Source organism: Paenibacillus sp. SEL1 (assembly GCF_054602535.1).
Genome location: NZ_CM137723.1, coordinates 347,665 through 366,085, shown reverse-complemented (window position 1 = coordinate 366,085; position 18,421 = coordinate 347,665). Strand labels below are relative to the sequence as shown.

Here is an 18,421-nt window from a genome sequence, read left to right as displayed (position 1 = left end):
CTCTATCTGCGGTCATTCTGCCTTTATTGCACTGCTCGGTGGATATTTAAGTGATCATGTAGGAGTATCGCATTGCGGTGAAGGGTTAGCTCCGCAATATTCCTTTAGCCCGCACTTGCTTGAGCCAACCAGGAAACTCATTCAGCAGACGGTCGTACAGTTCTGTGTCTGTCACGGAGTCAATGTCATCCAAGGCAAAGAAATCTGCATTATCCACTACGCGACCGCGCATCTTATCCAACTTTCGAAGGATTCCGTAATCGGCTTGACCAAGACCTACAAATTGCCAGAAAATCGGGGCGCTTGAGCTTTTAATCAGCAGTTGTTCTATTTTTTTCTGTTCATAAATACCTCCATCACTGAAAAAGATAATGTAGGTCGGGATTATATCGTTGGGATCTTCTTTTGTATATTTTAGTATGATATCCTTCATGACTTCTGGTTCGTTATTTCCCCACCCTAGCTCACTATCTTCACTAGGCTCAGCATAATTCATATGAATATAATTCTCGAAATTCCTCTCTGTGACGCTTGGAGCACGCTTGGCTTTGTCTGCAAAAAACCATACATCCATTTCACCATTGTCATCCATACAGGCGGCTACAGCCAACACACGTTCGCAGGCTTTTTGCACCGTCCCACCCGTGTACAATTTGAACATGGAAACAGAAGCATCGAATACAACCGCTACCCGTGCCTTTTCACAGTCTATGTGTTTCTTTTTTAGTGAATATTGTACATTCTGCTTGTGCAGATTGATTCTTCCACTCACAGGAGAAGTTTCTTTCATGTCAGCTTTATCCGCTGACGGTGCTGCTGGCGATTCCGTTTCCTCTACGGTGACACCGTGAGCCTCGGCAAGCGGCTTTAGTCCTCCGTTGAAACCACGTCCCACTGCGCGAAGCTTAAAGCCAGAAGTATGACGATACACCTCTGCCAGCACAAGCGATGTCTCACTGGTGGCTTCGGTGATGCTGTAGGTGATATGGGATTGCTTGCCTTGAGCAGTAACTGAGCAGCCGACCACATCGGCAAAAGTACCTGGGCCGTCCACTGTGGCCGCAAACACACATTTTTCCACCCCGGTTCGTTCCAGTTCCTGGAGCGCTACAGTAAACTCAGTGGTTCTGTCATTTGGACGCTGTAATCGTACATGGCCGTGCGGGTCAGCGGGTTGATTGTAAAAAATGAAATAGTCATCTGAGGAAACCTTTCCGTCTGCTCCTACCATAAAACAGCTAACATCCAGTTCGGCAGGTGCATGCTTCCATGTAATGGTGACCCGCACCGTATCTTCCTTACCGAATGGTGCATTAGCTCCTGTACTCAATGCAATGTTGGGACCGCTCATGCTGTCAAACCCCCTATGTATTTTAAATCTTGTATTTATACAAATTGTACCATGGAAATGGTATATTCACCTTGTTTCGTGCAGGAATATTTGTCTCATGGTAGACGCAGTAAAAGATGATATATAATAAGGTTGGTTTGGAAAAAAAGTATGATATTTATGAAGCGGAGGCTTTGATACGTGAAGCAGGATCGGCAAAAGCAGGCAGGTTCCTATATCGGGATGAGCAAGGGACATGAAGCTGATGAGTTAAACAAACTGCTGTCCCTATGGCTCCATTCGTCGATCCGTGTCCTTGATGTCCGGCATATTCGACTGGAGCCGGAAGAGTTGCTTCAACCGTATCGTCTTCCAGCGCAGGCTTTTGTATTTGTATTGCAGGGTAGCGTGCGTTTGGATGGTGATTGGAAGGATACGCCACATTCAGGGTACGTACTGCATGGCAGCAAAGGATTTGAACTGAATATGAAACCCTCGCAATGCGGGATTGAATATATCCTTGTACTATATAAAGCGACTTCTCTATCTGGACATACGGTGTATAATCATCCTTCGATAGTTCATGGTTTTGCACCGCCTTATCCAGTTATACTGTATCAAAAGCTTCAACTACTGGATGACGCATGGCAGGATCAAGAGGCGCTATCTAAGATTCAGGCTCAGGGTCGGTTCTATGATTTTGCATATGAATGTATACGGCAATTGCAGGAACCAAAGACTCGAACTTCTGCGCGGGATATCGTGACACAGGCGATTCGATTTATGCAGGTCCATTATGCGGAGTCCGTAACGCTGGAACGTTTGGCCGGATTGTTGGAATGCAGTCCGAGACATTTGACCCGGTTATTTAAAAAACAAACGGATTGTAGCCCGATTATGTACTTGATTCAACTGCGAATGGACAAGGCGAAGGAGCTTTTGCGGAAGACGGATGCGACTTTGCAGGATATCGCTGTCAGTGTGGGGTACCCGGATGTCTATTTCTTTAGCCGGGCATTCAAAAAATATACGGGTGTATCCCCGGTTCATTACCGGGACAGCCTATATCCATCTGCTTTTGTGAGAGATACCAGTCTGGATAATCCATTAAGCATGTCCGGATGTTCCATTGATTCGATAAGTGGCGCCCTGCATACTGTTATTGAGGATAATAATCATTATCAAAATCATGATGAAGGGATTTTACGAATGAACAGAAACGCAAAGCATTCCATGGCATTTATTTTATTGCTTAGTTTTACCCTGCTGCTCAGCGCGTGCTCAGGCACATCAAGTCCTACGGCAACCGATGGCGCTTCGCAAGGGACCAATAATACATCAGCGGAACCAACATCACAGGAAAGGGTGCTGAAGGATGCACTTGGGCATGAGGTAAAAATTCCGGCTCAGCCTCAGCGTGTGATCGCTTCTTATCTGGAGGATCATCTGGTTGCGCTGGGGGTTAAACCTGTAGCCCAATGGTCGGTAGGGAAAAATTCAGTTCAAGGTTACCTGCAAAAAGAACTGAAGGACGTTCCTACCATTGCTTCAGATCTTCCGTTTGAGGCGGTTCTGAACTTCAAGCCTGATTTAATCATTATGGACAGTGCGAGCATGGTGGAAGGCGACAAATATAATCAATATTCCAAAATCGCTCCAACCTACGTGGTAGGCACTAATATGAACAATGATTGGCGTCAAGAGCTGCTGACCGTGGGTGAGGTGCTGAATAAGAGCAGTGAAGCGAAGCAGGCATTGAGCAACTACGACAAAAAAGCAGCAGAGGCTAAAGCCAAGCTGAGTCAGACGGTAGGACAAAAAACTGCGGCGGCATTGTGGGTAACGGATAAAAATGTGTATGTTGTAAACCAGAATCTATCCAGCGGTGATGTATTGTATAAGGATTTGGGATTCAAGATTCCACAAGTCGTACAGGAGATTTCCAAAACGGCTAAGGCGAACTGGAGTAATTTATCGCTGGAGAAGCTGGCCGAGCTGGATGCGGATTATATCTTTATCGTGAACAGCAAAAACGTAAGTAAAGAAGATATTGTAAAAGATCCTGTATGGGCGGGAATTCCAGCCGTTAAAGAAGGCCATGTATACGATTTTGGTAAGGATTCCAGCTGGTTGTATACAGGTACAATTGCAAACAGTCAAATGATCGACGATGTTTTGAAAAATGTAACTCAGTAATCCAAATGGTAATCAAAAAACGCTACTCATCTTGACGACAGTATGTCGCAGGAAGGAGAGCGTTTTTTAATAAAAAGATGTCTGCATAGGAGCAGACATCTGATTTATTTTCTGAATTAGGCTTGCGGAGATACCAGGATTTTAACTTGATTTTTCTCTTTCAGGAGACCTTCAAAACCTTGCTCAATCACTTCTTCGAGTTTAATACGTTTGGTAACCAGCTTGTCGGCAGGGAAATAACCTTTTTCCATCAGGCTGATAACAGCTGGGAATACATCACGGTAGCCGATAATACCAGTCAGATTGCGTTCCTTCATAACGATATTGTTAGGCTTGATCGGAGCTTCTTTTTCAAAAATGCTGACGATCATGATTTGTCCGCTAATTTTAGTAGATTCAATAGCTTGAGTCAGCACAGGAGGTACTCCAGTGACTTCATAGGCTACATCTACGCCGCCGTTGGTCCGTTTGTGCAGTTCTTCCACCACATCATAAGTTTTAGGATCAATCACGATAGCACCCAGCTCTTCAGCTTTAGCTTTACGCTCCTCGGAAAGCTCTACTGCATAAATCTCAGATGCGCCCGAAGCTTTCAACGCTTCAATAACCAGCAATCCGATAGGGCCAGCGCCAAATACTACAGCTTTGTCGCCGACTTTCAGTTGGCTTTGACGAACAGCATACAAAGCAACGGCCGAAGGCTCTACCAATGCGCCTTGCTCGAAAGATACGCTTTCTGGAATTTTGTGAACCATGTGCTCGTCAGCTGCGACATATTCAGAAAATCCACCACCGCCGCCTGCCAGACCGAGGAAGCCCATTTTATCGCAAAGATTATATTTGCCTTGTTTACATGCATCACATTCTCCACATGCAAACACCGGTTCTACAACTACACGGTCGCCAACTTGAATCTTGGTTACACCTTCGCCGATTTCGACAACTTGTCCAGAGAATTCATGTCCCATTACGATCGGCGCTTTTTCGCCAGTCAATGGATGCTGAGCATCTTGGGGAATGAAGATCGGTCCTGCTACATATTCGTGAAGATCACTTCCGCAAATGCCGCACCATTCTACCTTGATTTTTACTTTTCCTGCCAGAGCAGCGGGCTGCTCAATGTTTTCCAAACGTAAGTCTTTTACTCCATGCCATCTCAATGCTTGCATGTTTGTCATCTCCTTGAAGAATATATGATCATTGCTTCTATAAAAGTGAATGAATTAGGAAACGTTTCCGAAAAATAATATGTCACAATTTTTACACATTGTCAAACCAATTTAATGCAAAAAGCACTTGACTTTTTTGTGAATATAATCACTTGTGACTACAGTGCTATATTTGGTTCGTTACTTTTAGACAAAGAGATTTTGCGAATTTTTAGGTGAAGCAAAGACAAGAAGAAAACGACTTCAATTTTTAGACGCTCATTCTGTGGTATAATATCAACATTAAGACTTTATTTTAGAAAGTCAGAAAACGATTCCGTTCTTGAAAGGATTTTGGGCGTGACAGATCAAAAGAAAGTAACCATAGAGGATGTAGCCAAGCGGGCAGGAGTCGGTATTGCGACTGTCTCCAGAGCTATTAATGATAGTGAGGGCATCAGCCCGAGAACGAAAGCCTTGATTTTGCAAGTGATTGAAGAGATGGGGTTTACGCCCAACACCTCGGCTCAGAGCTTGAAAGTTCGTCAGACACGACAAATCGCACTGGCCGTGCCAGACATTCGTAACGCGATTATTCCAGAGATCGCTTGGTCCGTAGAGCAGGCCGCCAAGCAGCATGGTTACCGGGTCGTGCAAATCAATACCGCCGGGAATGCCAGAATGGAGCTTGAAACAGTTCGTGAGGTCAAGAAGCTGCATGTCGACGGGCTCATCATTATGCCGCTGGCGTATCCCAAAATGTTGGTAGATCTGATTAACAAAGCCAGCGTTCCCGTGTCCATTATTAACTATGGCAAGAAGCTGGGCGAAGATGTCAAAGCGGATATTGTCAGTCTGGCCCGACAAGAGGGAAGACTCGTGATGGAGCATTTACTTAAAATCGGCAGAACAAGAATCGCCTATGCAGGCGCTGCGAAGGACAAAATCGAGGAGAGATACTTCGCTTATGAGCAGTCTCTCCAGCATGTGGACCCTTCACTCGTTTATTTTGGCGATGATTTCTCCTTTGAGACAGGGCTGCGTGCAGCCGATTATTTTTACAGCCTGAAACATATGCCAGATGCTATTTATGCGGTTAATGATATGGTGGCGATAGGGATCGTCAATCGATTTAAGGATTTGGGTGTAAAGGTGCCAGATGAGGTTGCTGTAGTCGGTATTGATAACAATTTGTGGGCTATGGTAACGACCCCTCAGATCAGCTCAGTTTCCATCATGGGGGAAGAGGTGGCACGGTTGGCTGCGGAGCTGCTGCTCAAGCGGATTCAGGAACAGACACCTGGGGATTATGAGCGTGTGCAATTCGAGCCTCGTCTGATCGTGAGGGAATCGAGCGTCTCTGTGATCCGTAAGCCCACGGTAGGGCGTGATGAGTAGTAGGGTATGAGTGGATTTTGGGCAATTATAACGACCATTGTTTGTTCAGACAGGAGAGTGGATTCATGTTAAAAGGTAATGGGTTTGTATCTGTAGCTTGTGCTGCACTATTGCTGGCTGTAACCATAGGGTGCACTTCCCATCCAGTGGGACAGGATGCTGAAACTGCGGCGCCGTCCGGGGCAAACAATGGGGAGTCCAAGCAAATTGCAGTCAATACGCAGCATACCCAGCAAAGTAAAGAGGAGCTAGTGCTGTCCTTTTATAAGGATTCATCCCTCAGTGATGAAGCAAAAGTCCGTCATATGACGGACCATTTAGCAGGAATTCAATGGGGAAAGATGAACAAAATCAATGAACATCAAAGCCTGGAAATTATCGAATATCTGTATAGGCAGCGTGCTTTTATTCCATCGGAAAGCTTTGCAAATGTGATCCAGGCTTCTGACGGATTGGATGGAGCTTTAAGCGAAAGCTATGCTGGTCTTATGGGAGATTTGTTTACAAGAGATAGAACTGCGATGACCCGAGCATTGGCAAGTATGGACAAAACCAATCGCATACAAGGTATAGGAAGCATCGGGTATGCTCTCAGCTATAGAGAACCCAAGGAAGTCAAGAAAGAGATTCAACAATGGCAGGCAGGACAAAAGCTTACTTCGGCAGAGAAGGATGTCATTCGAGCCTTGTTCGTCAAGCTGGATAATCCGTATTGATGCTCAAATAGTGATGACCACATGATAGAGGAATATATTGAACGGCCGCGTCTCTACCGGAGGAGCGGCTGTTTTGTGCTGTTTTTTACATTCTGCCATGTATGATTGGGATAAGCGTTAGTAGGACCAGTAGTTTTAGATGTTCATCTAACAACGGTTCAAATGGGCGGGTGATCCTGATCCGAGCGCAAGCGTTTGATATCACTAATTGGAGGCAGGCCGAACAAGCGGGCGTATTCGCGGCTGAATTGTGAGGGGCTCTCGTAACCTACCTGAAAACCGACATCTGCCGCATCTGCTGATTCGGATAACAACAGGCGGCGGGACTCTTGTAGACGTAATTGTTTTTGATATTGCATTGGGCTCATAGCCGTAACCTCTTTAAAATGTCGATGTAGTGACGAAGGACTCATATTCGCTAGTTTGGACAATTCCTCAATACGCAACGGCTTATCATAATCCTGCTTAATCCGCTTTATGACTTCTGCAATCCGGTTGGAATGGCTGCCGGTCATGACCAGTTGTTTTAAGGATTCCCCCTGATTACCCTGTAAAATCCTATACAGTATCTCACGAATGACTAATGGAGCCAGCACCGGAACATCTTGCGGGTTTTCCAAAAGATGCACTAGCCTTATCACGGCATCCAGCAGTAGAGAGTTGGTTTGGCTTACATACAAGCCTCGTCTGGAATCAGGCATTGGGCTTGTGGGAAGAGCAGATTCCTTGATCAGATCCAAAACCTGATACGGATCAAAATTGAGCCGGAGGCACAAATAAGGAGCTTCTGCTGAAGCTTGGATAACCTGCCCCGAGATCGGCAAATCCACCGACACAACAAGGTAGTCAGATGTGCCGTAATGGTAACTTTCCTCTGCGAGCATCACGACTTTTCTGCCTTGTGCCACAATACATAAGGCAGGTTCATGAACTTGATGTATCGGAACGGTTGTATTTGAACTTCGGACGAAGTGAAGCGAAGATATGGCTGTAGTGAGAACTCCGTCCTGATGTGAAAATCGTTCTATGAGCCTTGCCAACTCGGCTTGTTTTTCCATGGTAGAACCCTCTATTTTGGTTGCCTCCATCATGACACATCCCTTCTTTGCAAAATAGCCCGTTTTCATTTTCAGTAGTTTATTACATATTAAGGGTCTTTGGAGGATTAGGCAATAATTTGCTCTGATTCTTCTACCGGGCTGATGGACATTCCTCTCATAATAAGATGCAGATACAACACCTAATGAGCAATTGAGAAAAAAATAGAAGGGCAAAGGAGTGGGAGTCATGGAGAGTAACAAGGCGGAAAAAAGTGTACACGCTTCGCAGCATCCCTATATAGGGATGTGGGTAACTGAAGACGGAGATATCCGTCAAGAACTCTTGCCTAATGGCCGTTATGATGAAGCACGGGGTCAGAGACAAAGTGCCTATACAGGCAGCTACATCATAGAAGATGACTATATCGAATATGTGGACGACACCGGATTTACGGCAGATGGTGTATTCAAAAATGGTGTTTTGTATCATGCAGGGATGGTTTTTTACAGGGAAGTAAAAAAGTAATCTGTTTCAGTCCGTTTTTAAACTAAAGGAGGAAAAAGCATGTTGGATATTAAAGGGAAAGTCGTAGCTATTACGGGGGCAAGTAGTGGGATCGGTGAGGCTACTGCCCGTTTACTTGCTCACCATGGGGCTCATGTAATATTAGGGGCCAGACGCACAGAGCGACTAGAGACTCTGACATCCGAGATTCGTTTGAAAGGTGGATCGGCTGATTATCAGCAACTGGATGTGACTAAGAGGGACCAGATGGAAGCGTTCATTAAGTACGCGGAAAAAACATTTGGGCGTGTGGATGTAATTTTGAACAATGCGGGAGTGATGCCTCTTTCAAAATTAGAAGCGCTGAAGGTAGAGGAATGGGATCGCATGATTGATGTAAATATACGGGGCGTTCTGCATGGGATTGCGGCAGGGCTTCCGATTATGAAAAAGCAAGGATTTGGTCAGTTTATTAGTATCGCCTCTATTGGCGCGTATAGTGTAACCCCAACTGCAGCGGTGTATTGCGCAACGAAGTATGCGGTTCGGGCAATTTCTGAAGGGTTGCGTATGGAGGTGGGGGGAGATATTCGTGTGACGCTGGTATCGCCAGGAGTAACCGAATCTGAGCTTGCTGACAGTATTTCAGATGAAGAGGCCCGGCAAGGAATGAAAGAGTACCGTCGTATTTCGATTTCGCCTGATGCCATAGCCCGTTCCATTCTGTATGCCATGGAGCAGCCAGCGGATGTAGATGTTAATGAAATTATTGTCAGACCCACGGCAAGCCCGAATTAACGCCATGGCGTCCAAGATTCCCCCTCTCTACTCAGTCATTTTTCCCTCCATCCTTTATGGATGGGGGGTTATTTATCGGATGAGAAAGACCATCATTCACACCTCAGAGTGTAAAAAAGCTGTACCTTTATAATAAACGGGTTTACTTTTACAAATGTTTGTGATAACTTTATTTCGACAAACATCGAAATTAAGACTGGAACAGAAAGGAGCCGAACAGGGTGAAAGATACAACAGAGATGCAGCAAGCTGTAAAAATATATAAAGCACTTGGAGAACCCACTCGTCTCAAAATAGCACTTCTGTTAAAAGAGGAAAGTGACCAATGCTGCTCTGTGCTGGGCGAGAAGCTGAACAGTGTAGCTATTTCAACACTATCGCACCATCTGAAGCAAATGGCAGAGTCGGGGCTGCTCACATATCGTAAAGAGGGGACGTTTATTTATTACAGCTTGGATGTGGAAGCAGCGCAGAAATATGCCCCGTTCCTGATAACATAAATTTTTTTAGTCTTAATTTCGATATTTGTAAAAATATAAAAATATCAAAAGAAAAGAGGCGTTATTTAAAAATGCAGAGTACGTGGAAAGTGTATATTTTGGCCATTGTCAGTTTTTTGGTAGGCACATCTCAATATATCATCGCAGGTATTTTGGATCAGATTTCGGCGACGATGGGAATTACAGTGGCGGCTGCAGGTCAGTTGATTACCGTTTATTCTCTGGCTTATGCGATTGGAACGCCGTTCCTGATGGCAGTAACCGCTAAATGGGGCAGACGCAAACTGCTCTTGAGTTCCCTTGGATTATTTGCAGTTGCCAATGTTCTGTCCTTTGCACTGCCGGGCTTTGAAATGTTTATTGCTGCACGTATTCTTATGGCCCTCGGAGCGGGGATGGTTGTGGTTACAGCTCTGAGCATTGCAGCAAAAATTGCCCCAGCCGGCAAACAGGCCAGTTCTATTGCTACAGTCACTATGGGTTTTACAGCCTCGCTGATTATCGGGGTGCCACTTGGAAGAATGATATCTTCTGCGTATGGCTGGAAAACCGTATTTCTCGGCATTGCGTTGACAGGGATTATTGCCTTGATCGTTATCGTTATGACGCTTCCTCGCTTGAAAGGAGATCAACCGATCCCCTTACTACAACAGTTTGCTCTTCTGAAAAAGCCTGAAGTCGCTTTGGGATTAGCTATTACCTTCTTTTGGGGAGGGGGTTATTCCCTCGCGTATACTTACATTTCACCGTACTTGCTGAATGTATCAGGTGTAGGGGATAATATGCTAAGTTCAGTATTACTTGCCTTCGGGATCGCCAGTCTGATCGGGTCGAAAATCGGTGGATACAGCGCAGATAAAAAGGGTATTTCCTTTACATTATTCGGGGGCATGGTGCTGCATGTCTTTTCCTTGCTTTTACTTCCTATCGCCGCTCATTCCCTGATCGCAGTATTTGCTTTATTGATCCTTTGGTCGTTCGCAGCCTGGACAACTGGACCTACTCAACAATATAATCTGGTCACACTTGTGCCTGAATCTTCCGGTGTGATGCTGAGTCTCAATCAGTCTACGATGCAGCTAGCTATGGCAGCCGGAGCCGGAATCGGCGGTGTAGTTGTTGGTCAGGTTTCGCTGGCTTCCATCACTTGGTTTGGAGCAGCCGGTGTCGTCATCGCCATTGTAGCTGTATATTTACTTTCACGAAGATCCTCAGTTCACACAGGATTGGGTGTTACGGAGTAAAGTGCATAGATAAGTGAAGAGGAGGCCCAGCGATGGATAACATTGCGGGCCTTGTTTGATTTGAATGAGCAATAATATGCTCTCTTGCAGTAGGAGGGCTTATTCAAACGCAATATCAGTGATTTTGCCGCCTTCCTTAAAGCCGATATTTTTATAAACTTGATTGGAAGCCGAATTTTTTAAATCTGCATATAGCATGGGTACTAAATGCTCATTTTCCAAAATGCAACATAGCTTGGATACCATTGCGCTGGCAAAACCTTTCTTTCGCAAATTAGGCGGGGTATACACAGCATTAATGCGAGCATGTCTCGGAGAGCGGTGAGCAATATTAGCCATGGATACGGGCATGTTATTTACTATCCAAAGGTACAAATTTCCTGTCCTGATGGTCTTCTCCGCAACCGATATTTGACTAACCGGATCAATAGAACTACCTAAAGCCTCTTCTGAAAAACCAGCTAGAAACTGGGCAACTAATTGTACATCCTCTGTGATGGATTGTCGGATCATTCCCTCAACGCCCGAGGGCTTTTTATATTTAGGACAGAAATAAGATTCCATGACCATGTGGGTATGTACCTGAGCAGCATGACGCTGTGCGTAAGCTTTTGCGAACTTCTCGACTGTTTTGGCATCACCACATACACCTGATAGTGTGGTTCCTTTTAAATAACGTAAGAGTTCTTCTATATAGGTCAACTTATGATTATCTGTGATTTGTTGTGAGACCCATAGCCAAGCCTTATGTCCGGGGGATTGAGCAAAGATCATATTTTTATCAGACGTTTTGAGGCATGTTGACCCTTCTGACTCACAAATTCGATGGATCAAATTGTATCGAACTTCATCAGCCAAAAATTGATTTTGATTTAATATATCGTCGTTTGGGACTAGTAGCTCAATCATGACTCGGCCTCCTAAAAATGAGCTATGACCTAAGCACTTGTAAAGTGCTATGAAAAGTAAAATGCTATGAAGATCCAGTTGTTATATCTACTAGGATTTAAACTTCCGCGCTATAAGCTTCTTATTTTTTTGTCGCCAAATCCATCTTTCGATAAAGTTTTTTTCTTTTCTTTCCTGAAGTGTTTCCTTCATACCCTTAATAAGAAATTCGGATCTTCGCTTGTCGTTTCTGCTAATTTCACGTAGTTCCTCAATAAATTTATCGTCCATGTCCGCATCTCCGTTAGTTCAGGATTTTCCAAATTGCTAAGCTAGATTATACAGAACATATGTTCCTTTTTCAAGTCTGCGTCTGCTCTATTCAATCATATAACCATTTTTAGATGGATGCTGCGAGGCCCGCGCCAATCGGATGGTGAAGCATAAGATAAAGTTGAAAGGAGGAATTACAACATGGACAACAAAGCATATGTATCCCAAACGTATCCACGTCTTACAGTCTACAACGAAGAAAATTTTCGGGGTTCCAGGAGAGTATTCAGAGGAAACCTAGGCATTCGTAATACCGATAACATTCTCGACGGCATCGAAAGTCTGCGTTTCTTTTCTACCAGCAGCAATGCTACGCTTGTACTCTTTACTGGCACGCGGTTTAGAGGTAACTTCCGTGTGTTCAGAGGCAATCGCAACATCGCCGACCTGGATGATCTGATTCGCGGGAATGATGTGGAATCTATTATCTCTACCAATCAACGTTTGACGTTGCAGCAAATCCGTAATATCCGCAGTAGCGGTAGACTGCCATCTGGCTATCGAATCATCTAACAGCCTTATTTCGACTTCATAAACCATTTTACAAGACTGTTTCAGGAGCTTGCAACTTTCGGGCTTCTGGGACAGTCTCTCTATTTGTACACGCGACCTACATACTCGAATGATGAGAGGAACTGTATGGGAGAATGGGATGTTGTTAGCAGTCATCGCCAACTCAATGTTCATGAAAAATAGATAAAGGAGGACATACGATATGCCCTCCTAATGACGTATATTATATTTACTTCAGTTCCCAATTCGTTGCTTTGATCACAGCTGCATCTGCGTTCTTAAGATCTATTTCGCCAGAAGCTAAGAGAGAGCTCCATTGTTTCACACGATTCTTACCATTGGGAGGTTGGTTATAATCATTGGTATCGACAACCAATGTACGCTTAGCATAGAAGCTAGTCATGAACTTCTTCTCATTCGTACTACTGCCTGAGCGTGAGAGGATTCCTTCAAGACTACCTGAATCACCAGTAGCGCCTTGATTGAGTGCTGTGTCGACAAATGATCCAATCGTCAGAGCAGTATTAAATCCGCGTTTCTGTGCTTGCTGTACACTATATTCGATATAGGTGTCATAGAACGTACGCCACATGGCTTCTCTCCAAGCTTCATTGTTTTGGAGAGCGTTGATCTTCTTCTTGATTACACTATCGCTATCGCTGAGTTTTAGAATCGAACCACTCATTTTCCCCTTCAGACCAGCACGTGTTAATCCACCTGCAATGGAAGGGTTACTAGCTCCACTAGCAGCATCAAAAGCTTTGAATAAGTCCGGACCATCGGGTCCTGTATCATTTGAACCGCCTGTTGTTGCTCCAAAGATACCGATTGTGTATCCGCGATTATCGCCGATATCTTCAGCATAGCCATAGAATTCAGTCCATTTCAAAGAATCTTGCTCTGGTTTGTTCACTAGCTTCATAATATTATCCCATTGCTCACCGTCGAGTCCTGTATTAGCCTTCAGAAACTGAAGTGTTGAAGGTGAGAAATTAGCATCATGATCAATAGCTGTAACCGTTGCTTGGCTAGTAGCTTCTTCGCTGGTAAGGGATAATGGCTCTATACTAGCTTCATTTGAATGGTCGAAGCCCTCATTTAAATCGATCGTTTTCTGCACCGGAGTTCCATTCTCTTCAGCAAAAGCCTTGCTAGGTGAAGGGCCGGACAAGCTAGAGAAAGAAGCGATTACAGTAAAGCTTAGCAAGATCATAAGGAACTTTGTTTTATACATATAACTCCTCCTATAATAATGTAATTGTGAAAGACTAAAAGCGTAGATTTGCATCTAACTCGAATTGATTTAGCAAGAGTATAGATAAGAAGCATAGGATTGAATAGAGCTTAAATAACCGTTTTTTTCAAAAATTATGATTTATATGTGAATAAATGGACCTAGTTGTTCCCAGATTCCTACAGACCATAAGTGCAAGAATGAGGACGAAACAAAGATAGTCTCTTGATAAAATGAGATACATCACATATCAGGAGGCTACATTTATGAACAAAATTCATCAGTTTCATGCACTTCACACATCAGAGGAACTTTTATTTTTAGGGAACGCCTGGGATATGCTATCTGCGGTGGCTCTGGAGAAGGCAGGCTTTAAGGCGATAGGTACGACGAGCTGGGGAATTGCCAATACGCTTGGATTCTCAGATGGAGAGCTTATTGATTTTGACCAGCATGTAAGCGTTATTCGGACGATTGCTGAGCATGTTCAAATTCCAGTGTCGGCAGATATTGAATCAGGATATGGGGAGGATACAGCAACGATTGTTGAGCATGTTTTAAGGGTAGCCGATGTGGGAGTTGCAGGGATTAATATTGAGGATTCTTTGAAAACGCAAAAGGGGCTTCGAGAAGTGGGCCTACACAGCAACCTGTTGTCCAAAATAAGAACAGCATTGGATGCGCGTGGGTTTCAAAAGTTTTTTATAAACGCAAGAACGGATACATATTTGCAGATGGATGCCCCACTTTCAGAGACCATAGAGCGGGCCAAAGCGTATGTGGATAGTGGTGCGAGCGGAATTTTTGTTCCAGGATTAAAGAGTGATGAAGAGATCAGGGAAGTTGTGTTTCATATACATGCTCCGCTTAATGTTTTATCCCTGCCGGGTCTGACGAATGTCCACCAGCTTCAGCAGTTAGGTGTTAAACGGTTTAGCTTTGGAAATGCATTTTCTGATAAGATAATAGTTGCTTTGCAAAAGAATGCCGAACAGTTGATAGAGCTACAAGATACATCACATTTATATGAGGATTTTGCAAAATCCTTGAGCTAGATGAATATGAACTGATGAATATGAACTATAGAAAGGACAGAGCATTCGATCATGGCTAACCTTAGTCTTTCTTTTGAAGAAATGTGGGAGAAAATTATAGCGTGTGATCGTAAGTATGACGGGTTGTTTTTTACCGCTGTGAAAACAACCCGCATATACTGCCGACCTTCCTGTCGATCCAAAAAGCCGAAAAAAATAAATGTGGAGTTTTACTTTGATTTGGACAAAGTGGAAAAGGCGGGTTTTCGTGCTTGCAAAAGATGCCAGCCCCATACAGACCATTCGCCGTATATCAGACTTGTGCAGAATGTGGTAACCTTCTTGGTCAATCATTACAAGGAAAAAATTGTATTGCAGGATATTGCGGATCATATCGGAATAAGCTCCTTTTACTTGGATCGGATCTTTAAACAGGAAACCGCCGAAACCCCGCGTACGTATTTGGAAAAAATAAGAGTAGATAAGGCAGCCTATCTTCTTAAAAGTACAAATCTTACGAATCTTGAGATTTGTTATGAGACGGGCTTCCAAAGTCCCTCCCATTTCTATAAGGCGTTTCGCAGTTTGAACCATTGTTCTCCTAGTGAGTATAGAAAGTTGAGTAAGGAATAGATAAGGAAGGAGGTTGTATCCTTTTATGAGTGAACTTTACGTATTGAAGTATGTATCGCCGATTGGAGAGATAGAGATACAGGGCACAAATGAGGCTGTCTATTCTATTATGTTCTCTAATCGGAATGAGCTCTTAACGAGGGCTATAGAAGAGGTTCCAATCCAAGTATTAGCGGAATGCGCTACCCAGCTTGACGAGTATTTTAAAGGTGAGCGCTTTGAGTTTACGTTTCCTTATGCCTTTGAAGGTACGGATTTTCAGCAAAAAGTATGGAATGCTCTGGTGTCCGTGGGGTACGGTAAAACGACAGCCTATAAAGATATTGCTCTTGCTATTGGGAATGAAAAAGCGATCCGAGCCGTAGGCAGTGCTAATGGAAAAAATAAGCTAAGCATTGTGATTCCATGTCACCGAATTATCGGTTCCAATCAGAAACTAACGGGCTATGCAGGAGGGCTATGGAGAAAAGAATGGTTGCTCCAGCATGAGAAGCGTTGTCTGAGGCCCTAAGGAGGGTTCGTAGATGAGAGACATATATTTGAAAGAGTTTAAGCCGGAGAGCTGGGCCAACATGGTTCAGCTCTATCAGGAGCGGTATGATCAGGTAGATCGGGCTATAAGAGCAAAAGTGGCCGAAAGTAAAATTCCAAAGGAGATACAGATTGTGCTGCTGCCCGATATGGGGGAGTATTTGCTGACTTGGATGGATCGAAAAGTCCCCGCACTCGGCCACGAAACACCGTCGGATTATTTGAAAAGCGAAGAAGGGACTAAAGCACTGAAGGCGGCTATATTACGTATGCCACGTTGAAGAAGCGGACCAAGGAGATACATATGAACATTGAACAGATGAACAGAGCGCGAATGGTGGAAAAAGTGAGTTCGTATATCCATAACTGTAATCATATGGCATGAACTTCATCTAACCCTATGCTATGATTTACCGACAAGAATAGATGCAAAAGGGGAAATAAGAATGAAGCTCAAAAGAATGATGTTCCTACTTTCGTTTTTAACGATTTTTGTAGGGTTGTTCACTTTGTGTACAGAAAGTGTTCACGCTGCCAATTCGACAGTATTCAGAAATGGAGATAAGCTTAAGCTTACCCTTGATGATGGTAATGGAGTAAACAGAGTGTTTAAATTCGATCTCCCGTTTACGATTAAGCCTGATACGCCAATTCGTCTGTATAGCAACTATATTGAAATTCCTTCTGGTGACTTTACGATTGATTATGCCAACTCTACAATTACGATTGCGGATTCACGACCAGCACCTTATCCAGGATCAGAAAATCATATAGAACTTCTTATAACTATGAAAGGGGCTGTGCAGTCAGTCGATGAATCTAAAGTAACTCCACTTGCGGAGGAGCCGAAAGTAACGCAGCCTGAGGTGGAGACCAATATAAAAGAGATTTCCACTCCCAGTAAACCCGAGGTTGCTCAACCTGTGGACGAACCGAAAGTAATTGAATCTCAAGTAACCCAGCCTGTCGTGGAGCCTAAAGTGGACCAAGCTGTTGATGAGTCATCGGAAATCCCTTTGACTATCCCGTCTGGAGAAAATTTTCCGGGTACATTTACGATCAATTCTTCAGGTACGTCATTTTCGGTTCGTTTGAAATTGAAAAATATTCAACCCACGTACACTTCATACGTTATGGTCAAAAATGCGGATGCTCAATTAATTAAACGGATTCAGTTCGATCCGGAAACAACGTTTAGCTACCCATTGAGTAACCTGAATTTATCTACGGGTGGATACTACTTTTATATCAAAATGATCGACCAGTCGGGAAATTCGGCAGCGTCTGTACCCCAATTTGTTCCCATAAATAATAACAAGGCTCAGAAGGTTGAGGTGTTTATAGACGGGAAACTGCAACAATATGAGCAGCCTGCGACCTCTATTAGCGGAAGTATGCTGGTGCCATTTCGTGCCGTTTTTGAGGCGCTTGGGGCGAAAGTGAAATGGGATGGAGCTACCAAGACTGTTACTGCAACCAAAGGAAATACAACGATCAAGTTAACTGTAGGCTCCAGAGATGCCTATATCAACGGTAAATTAGTGCGTCTCAATGCGGCGCCGAGGCTCATTAACGGCAAAGTAATGGTTCCTATTCGCTTTGTAAGCGAGGCGCTAGGTGCGAAGGTAAAGTGGAATATTGCAGCTCAGAGCGTTGTGATTTTTCTTGCTCCACCGCAGGTTTTGACAACCAGTGAAAGTGAACAATTAATGGAGGAAAATGAAGATGCTTCCGAATCACAATCCAACACAACGATTCTGAAAAAGATATCCACCACCTTCTCCAAATCTACGGATATTGTGTTCGTCATAGATGTTACAAGTAGTATGACAGGGACGCTGGATTATGTGAGACAGAAGGTGAAAGGCTTTGTTGATTCCGTTCCAGCAGGTTCCCAATTTGCTGTCGTTGCATTTCGGGATATCAATCTGAAGGCAGATAAAGATTTAGAATTTTTGGAGTTTACGACCGATAAAAACAAGTTAAAAGGTAATTTGAATATGTTGCGCCCTTCCGCTGGTGGGGATTTGAAGGAATCGGGATTAGAAGCTATTCAGTTAGCTATAAGTAAATTCCCCAAAAATTCTAATTCCAAAACGATCATATTCATTACAGATGCACCAGTTCATGATAAGAATACAGATCTGGGTAAAGCCCGTTTTTCAGTAGATGAAATCAACGAGCAATTACAGAAAAATGGTGTTATTTTTAATGCAATCGTGCCTGCAAATGGAACAGCCAACAAACAAATGAAAAAGCTTGTAGATACCAACAAAGGGGCTTTGTATGATATCAAGGATGCCAAGCTGAATTTAGCGAAGTAGGTTTGTCTAAACCCAAATAAAGCCGTATAAAGGGAGCCGATGTAAGGCTCCCTTTT

18 protein-coding genes are annotated in these 18,421 nt (G+C 43.8%); 13 read left to right on the top strand and 5 right to left on the bottom strand.

Features of this window, described 5'->3' with window-relative positions; all coding sequences use genetic code 11:
- Positions 1 to 85: 85 nt before the first annotated feature.
- Positions 86 to 1,351, bottom strand: coding sequence for a VWA domain-containing protein (locus tag ACYCSE_RS01720; RefSeq protein WP_459701051.1), 1,266 nt, complete (start codon positions 1,349 to 1,351; stop codon positions 86 to 88).
- A 180-nt stretch (positions 1,352 to 1,531) separates the two neighbouring features.
- On the opposite strand from ACYCSE_RS01720, the gene ACYCSE_RS01715 reads away from it, so the two are divergent.
- Positions 1,532 to 3,526: an ABC transporter substrate-binding protein gene (locus ACYCSE_RS01715; protein WP_459701049.1), complete on the top strand. Its 1,995-nt coding sequence runs from the start codon at positions 1,532 to 1,534 to the stop codon at positions 3,524 to 3,526.
- Positions 3,527 to 3,642: 116 nt separating this feature from the next.
- On the opposite strand, the gene ACYCSE_RS01710 is transcribed toward ACYCSE_RS01715, so the two are convergent.
- Positions 3,643 to 4,695 (bottom strand): 2,3-butanediol dehydrogenase, encoded by a 1,053-nt coding sequence (locus ACYCSE_RS01710; protein WP_028542246.1) that lies wholly within the window; start codon positions 4,693 to 4,695, stop codon positions 3,643 to 3,645.
- Between the two features lie 339 nt (positions 4,696 to 5,034).
- On the opposite strand from ACYCSE_RS01710, the gene ACYCSE_RS01705 reads away from it, so the two are divergent.
- Together ACYCSE_RS01705 and ACYCSE_RS01700 are read left to right on the top strand one after the other, a co-directional pair.
- Complete coding sequence (locus ACYCSE_RS01705; protein ID WP_023989739.1) at positions 5,035 to 6,072, top strand: LacI family DNA-binding transcriptional regulator; 1,038 nt, start codon at positions 5,035 to 5,037, stop codon at positions 6,070 to 6,072.
- 65 nt (positions 6,073 to 6,137) lie between these two features.
- Positions 6,138 to 6,788, top strand: a complete 651-nt coding sequence (locus ACYCSE_RS01700) for a hypothetical protein (RefSeq protein WP_459701046.1) — start codon at positions 6,138 to 6,140, stop codon at positions 6,786 to 6,788.
- A gap of 158 nt (positions 6,789 to 6,946) precedes the next feature.
- Here ACYCSE_RS01700 and ACYCSE_RS01695 read toward each other — a convergent pair whose 3' ends face one another.
- Positions 6,947 to 7,876 carry an AraC family transcriptional regulator gene (locus ACYCSE_RS01695; protein ID WP_459702461.1) on the bottom strand — a complete coding sequence of 310 codons (930 nt, stop codon included), beginning with the start codon at positions 7,874 to 7,876 and terminating at the stop codon, positions 6,947 to 6,949.
- A gap of 199 nt (positions 7,877 to 8,075) precedes the next feature.
- Here ACYCSE_RS01695 and ACYCSE_RS01690 point away from each other — a divergent pair, with 199 nt between their 5' ends.
- The 4 genes from ACYCSE_RS01690 (at position 8,076) to ACYCSE_RS01675 (ending at position 10,875) form a co-directional block, all read left to right on the top strand.
- Positions 8,076 to 8,354 carry an Atu4866 domain-containing protein gene (locus ACYCSE_RS01690; protein WP_069290118.1) on the top strand — a complete coding sequence of 93 codons (279 nt, stop codon included), beginning with the start codon at positions 8,076 to 8,078 and terminating at the stop codon, positions 8,352 to 8,354.
- A gap of 39 nt (positions 8,355 to 8,393) precedes the next feature.
- Positions 8,394 to 9,131: an SDR family oxidoreductase gene (locus ACYCSE_RS01685; RefSeq protein WP_459701044.1), complete on the top strand. Its 738-nt coding sequence runs from the start codon at positions 8,394 to 8,396 to the stop codon at positions 9,129 to 9,131.
- A gap of 221 nt (positions 9,132 to 9,352) precedes the next feature.
- Entirely contained in the window at positions 9,353 to 9,631 is a 279-nt protein-coding gene (locus ACYCSE_RS01680; RefSeq protein ID WP_013311367.1) for an ArsR/SmtB family transcription factor, read from the top strand.
- A gap of 71 nt (positions 9,632 to 9,702) precedes the next feature.
- The gene (locus ACYCSE_RS01675; protein WP_459701041.1) at positions 9,703 to 10,875 is read left to right on the top strand and encodes an MFS transporter; all 1,173 of its coding nucleotides are present in this window, start codon (positions 9,703 to 9,705) and stop codon (positions 10,873 to 10,875) included.
- Positions 10,876 to 10,974: 99 nt separating this feature from the next.
- On the opposite strand, the gene ACYCSE_RS01670 is transcribed toward ACYCSE_RS01675, so the two are convergent.
- Positions 10,975 to 11,784, bottom strand: a complete 810-nt coding sequence (locus ACYCSE_RS01670) for a GNAT family N-acetyltransferase (RefSeq protein WP_235309040.1) — start codon at positions 11,782 to 11,784, stop codon at positions 10,975 to 10,977.
- Between the two features lie 453 nt (positions 11,785 to 12,237).
- On the opposite strand from ACYCSE_RS01670, the gene ACYCSE_RS01665 reads away from it, so the two are divergent.
- Complete coding sequence (locus ACYCSE_RS01665; protein WP_061828782.1) at positions 12,238 to 12,609, top strand: hypothetical protein; 372 nt, start codon at positions 12,238 to 12,240, stop codon at positions 12,607 to 12,609.
- Positions 12,610 to 12,838: 229 nt separating this feature from the next.
- On the opposite strand, the gene ACYCSE_RS01660 is transcribed toward ACYCSE_RS01665, so the two are convergent.
- Positions 12,839 to 13,843 (bottom strand): chitosanase, encoded by a 1,005-nt coding sequence (locus tag ACYCSE_RS01660; protein ID WP_459701038.1) that lies wholly within the window; start codon positions 13,841 to 13,843, stop codon positions 12,839 to 12,841.
- A 266-nt stretch (positions 13,844 to 14,109) separates the two neighbouring features.
- On the opposite strand from ACYCSE_RS01660, the gene ACYCSE_RS01655 reads away from it, so the two are divergent.
- From ACYCSE_RS01655 to ACYCSE_RS01635, 5 genes are all read left to right on the top strand, one after another.
- Positions 14,110 to 14,898, top strand: a complete 789-nt coding sequence (locus tag ACYCSE_RS01655) for an isocitrate lyase/PEP mutase family protein (protein WP_254328773.1) — start codon at positions 14,110 to 14,112, stop codon at positions 14,896 to 14,898.
- 51 nt (positions 14,899 to 14,949) lie between these two features.
- The gene (locus ACYCSE_RS01650) at positions 14,950 to 15,510 is read left to right on the top strand and encodes a bifunctional transcriptional activator/DNA repair enzyme AdaA (RefSeq protein ID WP_322160556.1); all 561 of its coding nucleotides are present in this window, start codon (positions 14,950 to 14,952) and stop codon (positions 15,508 to 15,510) included.
- 25 nt (positions 15,511 to 15,535) lie between these two features.
- Positions 15,536 to 16,021 carry a methylated-DNA--[protein]-cysteine S-methyltransferase gene (locus ACYCSE_RS01645; RefSeq protein ID WP_254328775.1) on the top strand — a complete coding sequence of 162 codons (486 nt, stop codon included), beginning with the start codon at positions 15,536 to 15,538 and terminating at the stop codon, positions 16,019 to 16,021.
- A 13-nt stretch (positions 16,022 to 16,034) separates the two neighbouring features.
- Positions 16,035 to 16,322 carry a hypothetical protein gene (locus ACYCSE_RS01640; RefSeq protein WP_459701034.1) on the top strand — a complete coding sequence of 96 codons (288 nt, stop codon included), beginning with the start codon at positions 16,035 to 16,037 and terminating at the stop codon, positions 16,320 to 16,322.
- Positions 16,323 to 16,487: 165 nt separating this feature from the next.
- Positions 16,488 to 18,365 (top strand): stalk domain-containing protein, encoded by a 1,878-nt coding sequence (locus tag ACYCSE_RS01635; RefSeq protein WP_459701032.1) that lies wholly within the window; start codon positions 16,488 to 16,490, stop codon positions 18,363 to 18,365.
- Positions 18,366 to 18,421: the final 56 nt, after the last annotated feature.